Genomic DNA, 14587 nt, shown 5'->3' with positions numbered 1-14587 from the left:
GCCGACGATCTGCTGCGAAGCAGTAGCAAAACCTGAGTCTGCGGTGAATCTGTTACACCGAGTGCTCAGATTTTATGACCGGTTCCCGGCCAATCGTTGGCAAGCCAGCCTCCTACGCCTTCGACAGAAGCAGCGATGTGGTCAGTGAGTACCCGGATTCGCTTTCAAATACGCCACCTTCTCCTGCAACCCCGTCCACTGTGGTTCATTCGGCGCAAAACGGCTGCGCAGGTACGCCGCCAGGTCACTGATCTGCGTATCCGACAAGCTGTCCTTGAACCCCGGCATGTACCCCAGATCCCGCGTCGCGGGATTGGAAATGCCCTGCTGAATCACCTTGATCAAGTTGTCCGGCAGTGCGCTGTGCACGTTGGTGTTGCTCGCCAGTGACGGACTTACGCCAAACAATTTCGGCCCCAGACCATCGGCGTGGCAGCCCTGACAAGAACCCTCGAATACCCGCTGACCATTGCTCAGCGCCTGGGCCGAAACGCTCGGTTGCGGCATAAGCTTGGTCGCGGACGCTGAAGCCTCCACCGGGGCCGTTTCAGCCGAGCCATTCAACGACGCCAGGTACACCGCCATCGCCCGCACATCGGTTTTCGGCAGCTTCGCCAGCTCCGATACCACCGGTCCCATCGGTCCTGCCGCCACGCCATGAGCATCGGAATAGCCGGTGCTCAGGTAATTGAACAACTGATCCTCGGTCCACGGCGTCGGCGATTTCGACAGGCTGTTGAGCGCGGGCGCCTCCCAGCCATCGACCATGCCGCCGGCCAGAAACGCTGCGCCGCCCTTCTCCGCGCCCATCAGGTTGCGCGGCGAATGGCAGGCCGCGCAGTGCCCCAGGCCGTTGACCAGATACTGCCCGCGATTCCATTGCGCGCTTTGCTGTGGCTGCGCCTGCACCTCACCCTTGCGCAGAAACAGCGCGTTCCAGCCCGCCATCAAAGGCCGCATGTTGAATGGGAACTGCATGTCGTTGGCCGGCTGTACCTGCTTTACCGGCGTTTGCGACATCAAGTACGCGTACAGCGCCTGCATGTCGGCATCGTCGATGTTCCGAAAAGCCGTGTAGGGAAATGCCGGATAAAGATGTTTGCCATCGCGACTGATGCCGTCGCGCATTGCCCGTTCGAACGCCGGATACGACCAATTGCCGATGCCGGTATCGGGATCCGGCGTGATGTTGCTGCTATATAAGGTGCCGAACGGCGTCTGCATCGCCAGGCCACCGGCGTTGCTAACCCCGCCCGGCGCCGTATGGCATACCGCGCAATCGCCCGCCGATGCCAGCAGCCGACCGCGTTCCAGTGTCGCGGCCGACCAGATGCCCGAACTCGGCGGCGTAATCGGGGCAATCTCCGCGCGCCAGGGCAACGCGGTGGCGGCCATCCCCAACACCGCACCGAACGCCGCGAACAGCGAACCGAACAGCCATTTCGAGCGCTTGGCTTTTGGCGATTCGGGAGGATTGCCGTTGGCCTCGTCCCCCGCGTTTTTCAGTGCCGCCAATACACGCTCGGCAGTGATCGGCAGCTCGCGGAAACGGATGCCGGTGGCGTCATAAATAGCATTTGCGATGGCCGCCGCACTGGGCACCGACGCCGACTCCCCAGCGCCCATCGGCGGTTCGGCCTGGCGCGGCATCATCATAACGTCGACCTTGGGCACCTCCGGGAAGGTCAGGATCGGATAACCGCCCCACTCCTTGCTGGCGATGGTCGATTCCTCGAACGTGACCCGTTCCTTGAGCACGCGGCTGGTGGACTGAATCACGTTGCCATGAATCTGATGCTGCACGCCGGCCGGATTGACCATCATCCCCGCGTCATGGCCGATCACCACCCTCGTCACCGAGACATCACCGGTGTGCTTGTCCACCGCGACATCCGCGACCCACGCTGCCCACGCCGCACCAAAGCCGGGAAACTTGCTGTGGATATAGCGCGCATAGGCGAAACCGCGACCGCGCAGCACACCGTCTTCTTCCGGGATCTGCATCGGTTGGGTGCGCGGCGACCACTCGGCACGGGCCGCAGTGGCCTTGACCAGTTCCGAAGCGCGGTCATCGTGCAGATAGCGCAGGCGGTACTCCACCGGATCGACGCCCGCCGCGAAGGCCAGTTCATCGATGTAGGACTCGTGGGCGAAGGTGTTGGGCAGCGCCGACACGCCACGCATCCACGACGCGCGCACGATCGGCGCCATGTCGTTGATGGTCACGCGCATGTGCTCGATGTCGTAGGGCGGGATCGAGGTGCGGTCGCCCATTTCGAACATCACCGCCACAGGGTCCACTCGCCCGGTCAGCAACAAAGCCAGGGTTGGCGAATTGTTGGAGGGGTAGCTGGTGGTGAAGTCGTACCCGGCTACGCCGCCTTCGGCAGTGAGACCGCCATCGACTTCCATCAATTGTGCCGTGCCCTTGGGCTCCCAGGCGTGCTCCTGCTCGCGGGTCAGTTGCACGCGAACCGGCAGACCAACCGCCCTTGAAAGCAAGACCGCATCGGCGCATACGTCATCGGCGCAATTGCGGCCGTAACAACCGGCCGCTTCCATACGGATGATTTCGATCTGCTCTTCAGGACATTCCAGCAACCATGCCAGATCCGCCCGCAACATGTGTGGGTTCTGCGTGCCGGACCAGACCCGGATGCCGTCTTCGCGGTAGTCTGCAAGCCCACAGGAGGGTCCGATGGAGCCGTGGATCTGGTAGGGCCAAAGATAAGTGCGGGTCATCCGTTCGCTGGCGCCGGCCAATGCTTCGTCGACGTTGCCCTTGTCCAGCACCACGCGCTGCACCTTGGGGTTGTCGCGAATGGCCTGCTCGACATCGCTCATGTCCGGCAATTGATGCTGCCAGGGCTTCCAGGTCACCTTCAGTTCCTTCGCCGCCTTGGCCGCCTGTTCCTCACGCATGGCCACCACGCCGATGAAGTCGCGAATCACCACCACACGGACGATGCCGGGGATATGGGCGATGGACGATTCATCGACCTCCAGCAGACTGGTGCCAACGAACTCGCCCGTGTCGTAGCCGGCGTACGGCGGACGAATCACTCGACCGTGGAGCATGTCCGGCAGACGCATGTCGTGAACGTAGGTCAATTCCCCGGTGGCCTTGCCCGGAATGTCGACCCGCGCGGCGACGGTTCCCACCAGCTTGTAGTCTTCCAGCCGTTTAAGCGGTGCTGCTCCGGAAATCCGCAGTTCGATGTGCTGATCGACGAGCAGTTCGCCGAACCGACAGCTTCGGCCGTCCTGCGCCTTGATCACCCCACTTTCGATCACCAGCGTTTCCGGGTCGATCTCCCAGCGTTGCGCCGCCGCCTGCAACAGATAGCGGCGCGCTTCGGCGGCGGCATTACGCAGCGGGATTGCGGAAATCTGCAAGGTGGCGCTGGCGATGGTCGCGCCCTGATTCGGCGCGCGCTCGGTGTCGCCGAGGACCATGGTGACCTGATCCATCTGCAGATCGAGCTCTTCAGCGACGATCTGGGCAAGCGAGGTACGAATGCCGGTGCCAAGGTCCACGTGACCGTTGAAGGCGTAGACGGTGTTGTCCTGATCGACGGCGATGAACAGCCCCAGCTCCTTGGGCTTGACCGTGGGCGTGCCTCCTTTGGCGACCGGGCCGGACGGCGGCAGAATATCATCGACGATCAGCAGCACGCCGTTTTTGGCCAGCAGATGATCGCGAGTGGGCGTGGGCTTTGTCAGGGGAGGTGTCATTGGCGCTGTCAAAAGAGTCGCTCCGTTCAAAGCTGATGACGGGCGGCCCGCATGACCGCGCGAAGAATTTCGATGTGAGTGCCGCAGCGGCAGAGATTGGCCGAGAGTTCGTTGCGGATCTGCGCTTCGGTGGGGTGCGGGTCGCGGTCGAGCAAGGCCTTGGCAGTCATGATCATGCCGTTCATGCAGTAGCCGCATTGCGCGGCCTGCTCGTCGATGAACGCCTGCTGCACCGGGTGCGGGCACTCGCGGGAGCCGATGCCCTCCAGCGTGGTGATGTCACGGCCTTCGGCACCGGCCAGCGGGAACACGCAGGAACGTGCCGCTACCCCGTCGATGATCACCGTGCAAGCACCGCACTCTCCCAGGCCGCAGCCGTATTTGGGGCCGTTGAGCTGCAAGTCGTTGCGCAGGATCAATAGCAAAGGCGTGTCCGCCATGGCCGTGACGGATGAGGTTCGACCATTGACCTGTAGCGTCACGGTCTTTTCGCCCGTCTCCCGCTGTTCGCTCATTTTGCATTCCCCATCTGTTACCAACCGTCTCGGGCTTTTGGTGAAGTGATTACTTCATGAAAAGAGAGCAGGAAGCGTGCCAGTGGAGAATGAGTTGTAGGAAAAGAGGGTCTTCGCGGTCGATGAGCGGCGGCAGGAGCGCGCTTGCCCGCGAAGAGGTCGGTACATTCAATGGATTTTTTCGGCGACTGAGCCTCAATCTTCGCGGGCGCTCTTGCCATGAGGGTGTGGGCTGGAAGACTTACTCTTCAGGCTCGTCAATCAACTTACGCAGCAAATACAGCACCGCCACGCGTTCGGCGGGGTTCAATTTGCCCAGGGTAATCTCGCTGATCTGTGCGGCACGGGGTACGGTTTCCTGCACCAGTTGCAGGCCGCTGTCGGTCAGGCTGCAAATGACCTTGCGCCGATCCTGCGGGTCGGGGTCCAGGCTGATCAGGTCGCGCGCCTTGAGGCGGTCGACGATGCCACGAATGGTCGCCTGGTCCACCGCCGTGGCCTTGACCAGTTCGGTCTGCGAACTGGGCCCATGATCGCGCAACGCGCAGAGGGTGACGAATTGCACCGCCGTGAGCTGCGAGTCGCCGACATTCTGCTGAAAGATCGCCAAATGGCGCTGGTAAGCCTTGCGCAGCAAATGGCCGACCTGCTCGGAAAAAGTGTAGGACGCGGGCATGTTAGAAGGTTTATCGGTGGACACGGATGGCTCGTTCGGCGGGCTGGAGAGAGTGGTGGGTACATTAACGCTTGCGCAGGTTGAGGGGAACTTCCGTCGAGGGGATTACAGACCGTGGGAGTGAGCTTGCTCACGAAATGCAATCGTTCAGTGCCTGAGGGGCTGACTGACACGACGCCTTCATGAGCAAGCTCACTCTCCCACGGTTTTGATCTGGGCCTGAAGCAAAACCGCCTCAGGCTTTCGAAGCCTGCGGCGCCACCACATCCCCGCCCAGCACCACGGCCTGGTCATCCAGATAGATATCGCAGTGCCTGAGCGGAATATCCAGATGGCACGGCGTCTTGCGGGTGCCGCCCACTTCGGTGTTCGGCCCGGTGGAGAACAGGAAGTTGCCATAGAACGCCCGGGCGTCCATGCACATGCCGTCGTTCTTGTCGTGCAGGCCCATGGCGGTCCACTGCGCACGCGGTTGCAGGCCCCAGCCGATATGGGAGATGCCATACACCTCAGGGTCGTTGAAATACTTCATGTAATCGCGCAGGTATTGGGCCTCGAAACCGCCGTGAATCCTGGTGATGAAGCCTTTTTCGATCTCCAGCGTGATCTGCTCGCGGGAGTAGGTCTTGAACGGCAGCAAGATATCGCCGACATCGATGACCAGCGTGCCCTCGGCGGTTTCCTCGTTCGGCCAGGAGAACAGAAAGCCGCTGGGCCAGTGGTCCCAACGCCCCGGCTCATCAGCGAAACCATACTCGGTGACCGAAGGATACTGCCCCAATTGGGCGCGGAAATCGCTGCCGGCACGGGACTTCACATGAATCGAACGCGCCGCCTTCAATACCTGGTCGGCGGCCAGTACCCGCTCTTTGTCGGCCACGGTGGGCAGCATGCGCGCCAGCACTTCCGGCGGCTCGACCGCCAGCAGAATGCGCGTACCGGTCTTGAGGATCTGCTCCTGCTCAGGCGAGTGCAGCAGCATCATGGTATCGACGATCAGGTCCGCGGCTTCCAGCGCACGTTGAGCGGCAATGTTGCCGGTCAACGCGGTGTCACCGCAGTAGGCCGTCATGTCGTTGCCCATGGCCTTGGGATGATTGAACGACGGCAGTTCCACCGCGTACACCTTGGCGCCCAGGCGCTGCGCGGCGTCCATCGCGGCACGCACGGTGCGCGCATCGGAATAATGGCTCTTGAGCACCGCGACGCTCTGGGTGGTGTCGACTTTCGACAGTTTCAGCACGTGCTCGAACATCTGGGTCAATTCGCAATCGCTAACCGGCATCTCTTGTCTCCTCGTCATCCCGCGTGGGCGGAATGCACCATTGAAAGGCATCACGCTTCACACTAGTGCATTTTTTAAAGCGTACACACTAATAAAAGCGATAAGACATCAAATTGTAGCTGTCTGCAATAGCCGCGCCACTTGGTTACTTATACTCACATACCGCATATTTATAGGGTTACAAAGGGTGACATGCCTATTTGCGACCTCTTGGCGTGTTTTTTGAAATACCAGTTCACATTCTAAAATTTGAGCGTATACACTCTAAAAACGCACCACAGCGACGATCATGATTCGTCACACATTCATCAGATTCACGAGACACGAAGGAAGCGCGCCATGCCCATTACCTCAGCTACGCCAACCTCGCAAAAAATCGCCATCGTCGGAGCCGGTCTGGGTGGCGCTGCCGCTGCCACGTTGCTGCAACAGGCCGGTTTCAAGGTCGACGTCTATGAGCAGGCCCCGGAGTTTTCGCGCATCGGCGCGGGGATCCACATGGGTCCCAACATCATGAAAATCTTTCGCCGCATGGGCATCGAGCAACAGCTGAGCGACATGGGTTCGCACCCGGACTTCTGGTTCAGTCGCGACGGCGCCACCGGCGATTACCTGTCGCGCATCGCATTGGGTGAGTTTTCGCTCAAGGAATACGGCGCGGCGTACATCACCGTGCACCGCGGCGACCTGCATGCGTTGCAGATGTCGACCCTGGCCCCTGGCAGCGTGCACTTCAGCAAATGCCTGACCACCCTTGAAGAACGCGACAACGGCGTACGCCTGAACTTCGCCGACGGCACCTACGCCGACGCTGACATCGTGATCGGCGCCGATGGCATCAACTCGAAAATCCGCGAAGAATTGCTGGGTCAGGAAGAGCCGCTGTACAGCGGCTGGGTCGCCCACCGCGCCTTGATCCGCAGCGAAGTGCTGACCAAATACAACCTGGACTTCGAGAACTGCGTGAAATGGTGGAGCGAGGACCGGCACATGATGGTCTACCACACCACTGGCAAGCGCGATGAGTACTACTACGTCACCGGCGTGCCTCACGCGGCATGGGATTTCCAGGGCAACTGGGTCGACAGCAGCCAGGAAGAGATGTACGAAGCCTTCGCCGGTTATCACCCCACCGTGCAGGCGCTGATCGAGTCGACCGAGAGCGTGACCAAATGGCCACTGCTCAACCGCAACCCGCTCCCACTGTGGAGCCGCGGCCGTCTGGTACTGCTCGGCGACGCCTGCCATCCGATGAAACCGCACATGGCCCAGGGCGCGGGCATGGCCATCGAAGACGCCGCGATGTTGACCCGCTGCCTGCAGGAAACAGGGCTGACCGAATACCGCACCGCTTTCGAACTCTATGAAGCCAACCGCAAGGAGCGTGCCTCCCGCGTGCAGGCCGTCTCCAACGCCAACACCTGGCTGCGCACCCAGGAAGACCCGGCCTGGGTCTACGGCTATGACCTCTATGCCCAACAGCTGAAATCGGGGGTGGCCGCGTGACGACTTTCATTCATGGCGGCAACGTGGCAGCCAATGGCATTCGCCAGCATTACCTGCGCTACGGCGGGACCAAACATGCCGACAAACCGGCGCTGATCCTGATTCCTGGCATCACCAGCCCAGCTATCACCTGGGGCTTCGTCGCGGAACGTCTGGGTCAGTATTTCGACACCTATGTGCTCGATGCCCGCGGGCGCGGCCTGTCCTCCACCGGGCCGGATCTGGACTACAGCGTCGACACCTGTGCCGATGACATCAGCGCCTTTGCCGCTGCCATGGGTATCGGCAGCTATCACCTGGTGGGCCACTCCATGGGCGCACGCTTCGCTGTCCGGACATCGGTGCGCAATCCACGGGGCCTGAAAAGCCTGGTGCTGATTGACCCGCCCGTGTCCGGTCCCGGTCGTCGCGAGTACCCGTCGAAATTGCCGTGGTATGTCGATTCGATTCGTCAGGCGCAAAACGGCATGAGCGCGCACGACATGCGCGCCTTCTGCCCGACCTGGACCGAGGAGCAACTGCAGCTGCGCGCCGAATGGCTGCACACCTGCTTCGAGCCGGCCATCGTGCGCGCTTTCAATGACTTTCATGAGGTGGATTTCCATCAGGACCTGCCGAACCTGCCGGTCCCTGCCCTGCTCATCGTCGCCACCCGTGGCGGGGTGATTCAGGCAGAAGACGAAGCCGAGATCCGACAGCTGCAACCGCAGATTCAGATCGCCCGTGTGGAAGACGCTGGACACATGATTCCATGGGACAACCTGCCAGGATTCTTCGCGGCGTTCGGCGATTTCCTCGGCACGCCTTTGACGTGAGACGACACCTTTCTCTGTGGAAGCGCGGCTTGGCCCGCGCCTACAGGTCCAGCGCCCCGCATCTATCGTCTTTGAAGAGGAAACCACAATGAGTGAACACCAAAGCGCCGACGCCAACTATCAGGGTGTCTGGGGCAATCGCATTGGCTTCGGGCAAAAACCGGCGCTGCTGATGATCGATTTCATGCAGGGCTATACCCAACCCGGCGCGCCGTTGTTCGCGCCGGGTGTGGTCAGCGCCGTGGCCGAGAGTGTCGAGCTGCTGGCCAGTGCGCGGCAACATGGCATCCTTGTGGTGCACACCAACATCCGCTATCACCCGACACATTTCGCCGACGGCGGCATCTGGGTGAAGAAGGCGCCGGTGATGAAGGACATGGTGGAAGGCAACCCGCTGGCGGCCTTCTGTGAAGAAGTGTTGCCAGCGCCGGAAGAAGTCGTCATCAGCAAGCAATACGCCAGCTCGTTCTTCGGCACTTCGCTTGCCTCGATGCTGCATGCGCAAGGCATCGATACCGTGGTGTTGGCCGGCTGCTCCACCAGCGGTTGCATTCGTGCGACAGCGGTGGACGCAGTGCAGCACGGTTTTCGCACCATCGTCGTACGCGAGTGCGTCGGCGACCGCCACCCCGCGCCCCACGAGGCGAACCTGTTCGATATCGACAGCAAGTATGGGGATGTAGTGAGCAAGCAGGAGGCTATTGCTCAGTTCCAGAAATAACGCCCCCCTGTAGGAGCGCGCTTGCCCGCGATTGGAGTGTCTCTGTGACGTCTGTATCGAATGACACGACGCCATCACGGGCAAGCGCGCTCCTACAGCACCATCAGCCACGAGAACCGGGCCATAGAGCCTTGGTCACGCAACCCGGATTACGCATTGACTGGACAGGTTTTGCCATGGATCGGCGAGACACTGTCCAGTCTTCTGACACTGCCTTTGGAAGTCGCCATCCGGTGCTTGCCAAAGTACTTGATGCGCGGCAAACAAAAACCATAACGGGCCGTATGAGAACGCAGCAAACGCGGGCAAGATCAGCCGCAGTTGCGCTTACCGGTCGAAGAACCGCCAGGAGACACCCATGCCCTCTGCGAATGTAGAAACCGTCGCGGCAGATGCCGCCGACCCGATCAAAGCGCTCTACCACAAGATCACCTGGAAGCTCATTCCGTTCCTGTGTTTCTGCTACCTGGCTGCGTACCTGGACCGCATCAACATCGGCTTCGCCAAACTGCAGATGCTCGACCAGCTGCACTTCAGCGAAACCGCCTTCGGTCTCGGTGCCGGGCTGTTTTTTGTCGGCTACATCCTGTTCGAAGTGCCGAGCAACCTGGTGCTGGAGAAAGTCGGGGCGAAAATCTGGATCGCTCGGATCATGATCACCTGGGGCCTGCTCTCGGCCTGTACGCTGTTCGTCAGCACGCCCATGCAGTTTTACGTGCTGCGTTTTTTTCTCGGCGCTGCCGAAGCGGGTTTCCTGCCGGGGGTGCTGTTCTACCTGACCACCTGGTTCCCGACCTACCGTCGCGGCCGCATCATCGCGCTGTTCATGATCGGCCTGCCGCTGTCCAGCGTGATTGGCGGCCCTCTGTCGGGCTGGATCATGGGCCATTTCGATCAGGCGGCCGGGTTGCGCGGCTGGCAGTGGCTGTTCCTGATCGAAGGCGTCCCCAGCGTATTGCTCGGCGTGCTGACCTTCTGGGCGTTGCCGAACGCACCGAAAGACGCCAAGTGGCTCAACAGCACCGAACAGTCCCTGCTCGAAGGTGAGCTGCGCCTGGATGATGCCGAAGGCAAGGACAGCAAGCACAGCTTCCGCGACGGTTTCTTCAACTTGAAGGTCTGGATGCTCGGCGGTATCGACTTCTCGATCCTGCTCAGCGCCTACGCGATGGGTTTCTGGATGCCGACCTTCATCAAGAACGCCGGGGTCACCGACACCTTTCACATCGGTGTGCTGACGGCATTACCGAGCGTTGCCGCGCTGATCGGCATGTTGATGATCGGCGCCAGTTCCGACCGTCGCCGTGAGCGTCGCTGGCACATCATCGTGCCGTTCTGGATCGGTGCCCTGGCCATGGCAGCCAGCCCGTTCTTCACCCATAACGTGGTGGCGACCGTGGTGCTGTTCGCCATCGCTTCGGCGGCGATCATCGGCGCGGTGCCGGTTTTTTTCAGCCTGCCGGCGACCTTCCTCAAAGGCCGCGCCGCAGCAACCGGTTTTGCATTGGCGTGCTCACTGGCGAACATCGCCGGTTTGGTCAGCAACTCGATGATGGGCATTGCGATCGACGTCACCGGCAGCAGCGCGGGCGCACTGTGGTTCTTCGCCGGGTGCCTGGTGCTCAGCAGCCTGTTGGTGGTGGCGTTGCCGGCGAAGTTGGTGAATCGGTAAACAAACGCAAGGCTGCCACGGTCTGGCTTCTGGTCGTAGATCGTGGGAGTCGCCAGGGTGGCTGCGCATAACAATCACGGAAAGCCACTCAGGTAGGCGCTTCTGGAAACCTGCGCCCTGGCCCTGGCAGCACGCTTGCCTGCGGTGGCGGCGTCAAGAACAGCTATAGCGGCAAGCCTTGCCGCTATAGGGCAAGCGCTGCTGTCCCTCCCTCATCCCACCAGCGCAATCAACTGCTGACGCTGGGCATCGGTCAACAACGGCCCCACCGCGGCCGCGGCATTTTCCTTCATGTACTTCGGATTGCCTGTTCCTGGAATCGCGCAGGTCACTGCCGGGTGGGAGATTAGAAACTTCAGCGCCAGCTGCGCCCAACTGCTCGCCTGTACTTCCCCAGCCCAACCCGGCAGCGGTTTGTCGCGCAGACGCCCGAGCAGGCCTCCGCCGCCGAACGGCCGATTGCAGATGACCGCCACACCACGTTCCCGACACAACGGCAGCAACCGCGACTCCACCGCGCGGTCATCCAGCGCGTAGTTGATCTGTAGAAAATCCAGCGCCTCGGCCTTGAGCACCGCTTCCACTTCGTCGTAGGCCGATGAGGTGTAATGAGTGACGCCGACGTAACGAATGCGCCCCTGCTCTTTCCACTGACGCAAGGTCGGCAGGTGGGTTTTCCAGTCCAGCAGATTGTGGATCTGCATCAGGTCGATGCGGTCGGTCTGCAGCAGCCGAAAAGAGTCTTCCATCTGGGCGATGCCCGCTTTTTTGCCATGGGTCCAGACCTTGGTCGCCAAAAATGCCGGGGAGCGCGGCTGGTGGATCGACAGCAGCTCCCCGGTGCTCTGCTCGGCGCGGCCGTACATGGGCGAGCTGTCGATCAGCGTGCCACCGGCCAGAAACAACTCATCGAGGACTTGCGGCAGCAGTTTGTATTCATCGCTGCCTGGAGCAACGTTGAAACCGCGATAGGTGCCGATGCCAATCATCGGCAGGGCTTCGCCGCTGGAAGGAATAGTTCGAGTGAGCATCTTTCGGTCTCCTCTCTTGCCAGGAATGGCAGATATTGGTGGCGGACTCACGCCCGCCAACGCGAAACCAAGTGCCAGTGCCGCGGAGGCTCCGGCTGCGACCGCGAGTAATCGTCTGCGGGTGAAGAGCGTTGGGTCGGTCATGGCGTTCTCCCACTGTCGGCGTCGCGTTTGTCTCTTCCTGACGTTCGGCCAGCCAAACCGACCGCCAACTCCAGAGCCCGGTGAATGGCACGACCAACAGCGCCAGCAGGGCACTCCCTGCGCACCGCGTCGAAAGCCCTACTGACAAACGGTCGTGGCCGCGTCGCCGCCGCGATAGACCAAGGTTTCAACGATGTTCCTGGATGTGTATTTTTCTGCGCGGTTGACCACCGTCCACAACACCTCACATCCCGGCCGCACGCTGGCGGACTCCACGCCCCGGCGCAGCCCCGGCGCCATCGCGAAGGGCCACCAGCGTGACAAATGGCGGGTCTCCCGATCGGACAATGATTGATCGACCGTCAAACGCCGGCCTCGGTTCAACGACCATTTCGTCTGACGGACCAAGATCCCGGGAACGCTCACGGCCAGCCGCGCGTCACACTTTAAGCACTGACCATGGAGCCAATGAAATGAAGACAGTGATCACTCAGCAAGAACTCGCCGAAGCCGATCTGCGGCCCTACAAGGAAGTTTGGCTGACCTCGGCGCTGGCGCTGGCCGACAGTGACCATAAAGAGGACGAACTGTGCCTGTGGCGCTCGGATTTGGCCTTCACCCACGACATGATGAGCGAGGGCACCCATGATCAAAATCTCAAGGGTGTGTGGCTGGTAGTCGACGACATCGACAACCCCGACCAGGTGCTGGAAATCGAAAATGAAGTGCGAGACCGCTTGCAGGTGCTCGGTGTGGAGGGCGAGTTCTACCCGGCGGAAGTGGGGGACGGGCATGCGTCGACGGGTTGATGGCCCGACGCCCGTAGCAGCACGGCTTGGCGGCAGTGGCGTCGGAAGAACCGCTACCGTCGGCAAGGCGGGCGCTACAGGGTCGTGAACTTGTTCGACGAATACGCTCTCGTCTCCAGGCGCTAATAACTGCTTCGGCCACCAGGCAGCCTTCGTGAGCAAGCTCACTCCCACGCGATCGGAGTCCATCTACAGGCCTACCGCAAGAATCCAGGCCGCTGTTTCGCCGGCTCCGTGCCAAGCTCGGATCCTGTAGGAGTGAGCTTGCTCACGAAAGGGCCAGCCCAGACGCCAACCTCCTTCGGCCACCAGGCAGCCTTCGTGAGCAAGCTCACTCCCACGGATTGGAGGCAACCTGCAGGCCTACTACCAGAATCCAGGTCGCCGTTTCGCAGGCTTCGTGTCAAACCCGGATCCTGTAGGAGTGAGCTTGCTCACGAAAGGGCCAGCCCAGACGCCAACCTGCTTCGGCCATCAAGCAGCCTTCGTGAGCAAGCTCACTCCCACGGGTTCAAGTCAACCTGCAGGCCTACTGCAAGAATCCTGGCCGCCGTTTCGCAGGCTCCGTGCCAAACCCGGACCTTGTAGGAGTGAGCTTGCTCACGAAAAGGCCAGCCCCAAGTCCAGTGCAGATACATCTTGTGGAAGTTAAGCTGGCTTGTGAAAGCGCCCCAACAGGCGCTATGACCCTCCCCCGAAAAATCGCGTAATACACGTCCTCTCCCCCCTCAAGGCCGCTGGCTAAATTCATTCCTCACTACTGCGAGAGGAATTGGAGATGGCTAGGAGATCGCACTCATGCAACCTGCGCACCGGGCGATTTTCGGAGCCGGGCAGAATCTACCTCGTTACATCAAGGCTTGATAAGAGGAGCACAGATTTTGTGGATTGGCGCTTGGGGAGATTGTTGGTCGGTGAACTCAGGGATGTGCAAATGGCAGGACTCGCCAATTCCCTTGCATGGGTGGTGATGCCAGACCATTTTCACTGGTTGGTCGAGTTGCGCGCTGGATCGCTATCAGCGGTCGTGCAGCGGGTTAAATCGAAAACAGCAATTGCGGTCAACCGGGTCACGGGCAGACAAGGTCGGTTTTGGCAATGGGGTTACCATGACAAAGCCGTCCGGTATGAAGAAGACCTGCGCGAGTTTGCACGCTATATCATTGCCAATCCTGTAAGGGCAGGACTGGTCAAGTGTGTCGGTGACTACCCGCTGTGGGACACCATATGGCTAGATCGCCGGAATCAGGAAGTATTGTCATGATGATTGACGCCCACCGATCTGCCCAAAAAGTCGCTGCCAAATCCGGACCTTGTGGGAGTGAGCTTGCTCACGAAAGGGCCAGTCCAGGCGTCAACCTGCTTCGGCCATCAAGCAGTCTTCGTGAGCAAGCTCACTCCCACGGATTGGAGGCGACCTGCAGGCCTACTACCAGAATCCAGATCGCCGTTTCGCAGGCTTCGTGTCAAACCCGGATCCTGTAGGAGTGAGCTTGCTCACGAAAGGGCCAGTACATTCGGCGCATCTTTGCGCCTGAAACTCAGCCTTCGTGAGCAAGCTCACTCCCACGGATTGGAGGCAACCTGCAGGCCTAATACCAGAATCCAGGTCGCCGTTTCGCAGGCTTCGTGTCAAACCCGGATCCTGTAGGAGTGAGCTTGCTCACGAAAGGGCCAG

12 protein-coding genes are annotated in these 14587 nt (G+C 60.8%); 6 read left to right on the top strand and 6 right to left on the bottom strand.

Features of this window, described 5'->3' with window-relative positions:
- Positions 1-141: 141 nt before the first annotated feature.
- From CE491_RS03910 to CE491_RS03895, 4 genes are all read right to left on the bottom strand, one after another.
- The gene (locus CE491_RS03910; protein WP_407681324.1) at positions 142-3735 is read right to left on the bottom strand and encodes a molybdopterin cofactor-binding domain-containing protein; all 3594 of its coding nucleotides are present in this window, start codon (positions 3733-3735) and stop codon (positions 142-144) included.
- Positions 3736-3761: 26 nt separating this feature from the next.
- Positions 3762-4250 carry a (2Fe-2S)-binding protein gene (locus tag CE491_RS03905; RefSeq protein WP_110947047.1) on the bottom strand — a complete coding sequence of 163 codons (489 nt, stop codon included), beginning with the start codon at positions 4248-4250 and terminating at the stop codon, positions 3762-3764.
- A 241-nt stretch (positions 4251-4491) separates the two neighbouring features.
- Positions 4492-4926 (bottom strand): MarR family winged helix-turn-helix transcriptional regulator, encoded by a 435-nt coding sequence (locus CE491_RS03900; RefSeq protein WP_110947046.1) that lies wholly within the window; start codon positions 4924-4926, stop codon positions 4492-4494.
- Between the two features lie 235 nt (positions 4927-5161).
- Entirely contained in the window at positions 5162-6211 is a 1050-nt protein-coding gene (locus tag CE491_RS03895) for a 2,5-dihydroxypyridine 5,6-dioxygenase (RefSeq protein WP_110947045.1), read from the bottom strand.
- 339 nt (positions 6212-6550) lie between these two features.
- Between CE491_RS03895 and CE491_RS03890 the strand changes: the two genes are divergently transcribed.
- From CE491_RS03890 to CE491_RS03875, 4 genes are all read left to right on the top strand, one after another.
- A complete protein-coding gene (locus tag CE491_RS03890; protein ID WP_110947044.1) occupies positions 6551-7717 on the top strand; it encodes an FAD-dependent monooxygenase in 1167 nt (388 codons plus the stop codon).
- Entirely contained in the window at positions 7714-8532 is an 819-nt protein-coding gene (locus CE491_RS03885) for an alpha/beta fold hydrolase (protein WP_110947043.1), read from the top strand. Before CE491_RS03890 ends, CE491_RS03885 begins: the two co-directional genes overlap by 4 nt.
- An 88-nt stretch (positions 8533-8620) precedes the next feature.
- Positions 8621-9253 (top strand): N-carbamoylsarcosine amidohydrolase, encoded by a 633-nt coding sequence (locus CE491_RS03880; protein ID WP_110947042.1) that lies wholly within the window; start codon positions 8621-8623, stop codon positions 9251-9253.
- A 358-nt stretch (positions 9254-9611) separates the two neighbouring features.
- Positions 9612-10925, top strand: coding sequence for an MFS transporter (locus tag CE491_RS03875; RefSeq protein WP_110947041.1), 1314 nt, complete (start codon positions 9612-9614; stop codon positions 10923-10925).
- Between the two features lie 212 nt (positions 10926-11137).
- On the opposite strand, the gene CE491_RS03870 is transcribed toward CE491_RS03875, so the two are convergent.
- Both CE491_RS03870 and CE491_RS30150 read right to left on the bottom strand, forming a co-directional pair.
- Positions 11138-12100: an aldo/keto reductase gene (locus CE491_RS03870; protein ID WP_110947040.1), complete on the bottom strand. Its 963-nt coding sequence runs from the start codon at positions 12098-12100 to the stop codon at positions 11138-11140.
- A gap of 138 nt (positions 12101-12238) precedes the next feature.
- Positions 12239-12466 carry a hypothetical protein gene (locus tag CE491_RS30150; protein ID WP_199884978.1) on the bottom strand — a complete coding sequence of 76 codons (228 nt, stop codon included), beginning with the start codon at positions 12464-12466 and terminating at the stop codon, positions 12239-12241.
- 107 nt (positions 12467-12573) lie between these two features.
- Between CE491_RS30150 and CE491_RS03865 the strand changes: the two genes are divergently transcribed.
- A complete protein-coding gene (locus CE491_RS03865) occupies positions 12574-12909 on the top strand; it encodes a hypothetical protein (protein WP_110947039.1) in 336 nt (111 codons plus the stop codon).
- Positions 12910-13687: 778 nt separating this feature from the next.
- On the top strand, positions 13688-14173 hold the full coding sequence (locus tag CE491_RS03860) for an REP-associated tyrosine transposase (protein ID WP_110947038.1): 486 nt from the start codon (positions 13688-13690) through the stop codon (positions 14171-14173).
- Positions 14174-14587: the final 414 nt, after the last annotated feature.

The organism is Pseudomonas bohemica (genome assembly GCF_002934685.1).
GTDB lineage: Bacteria > Pseudomonadota > Gammaproteobacteria > Pseudomonadales > Pseudomonadaceae > Aquipseudomonas > Aquipseudomonas bohemica.
This window is presented reverse-complemented; position numbering and strand designations above follow the sequence as displayed.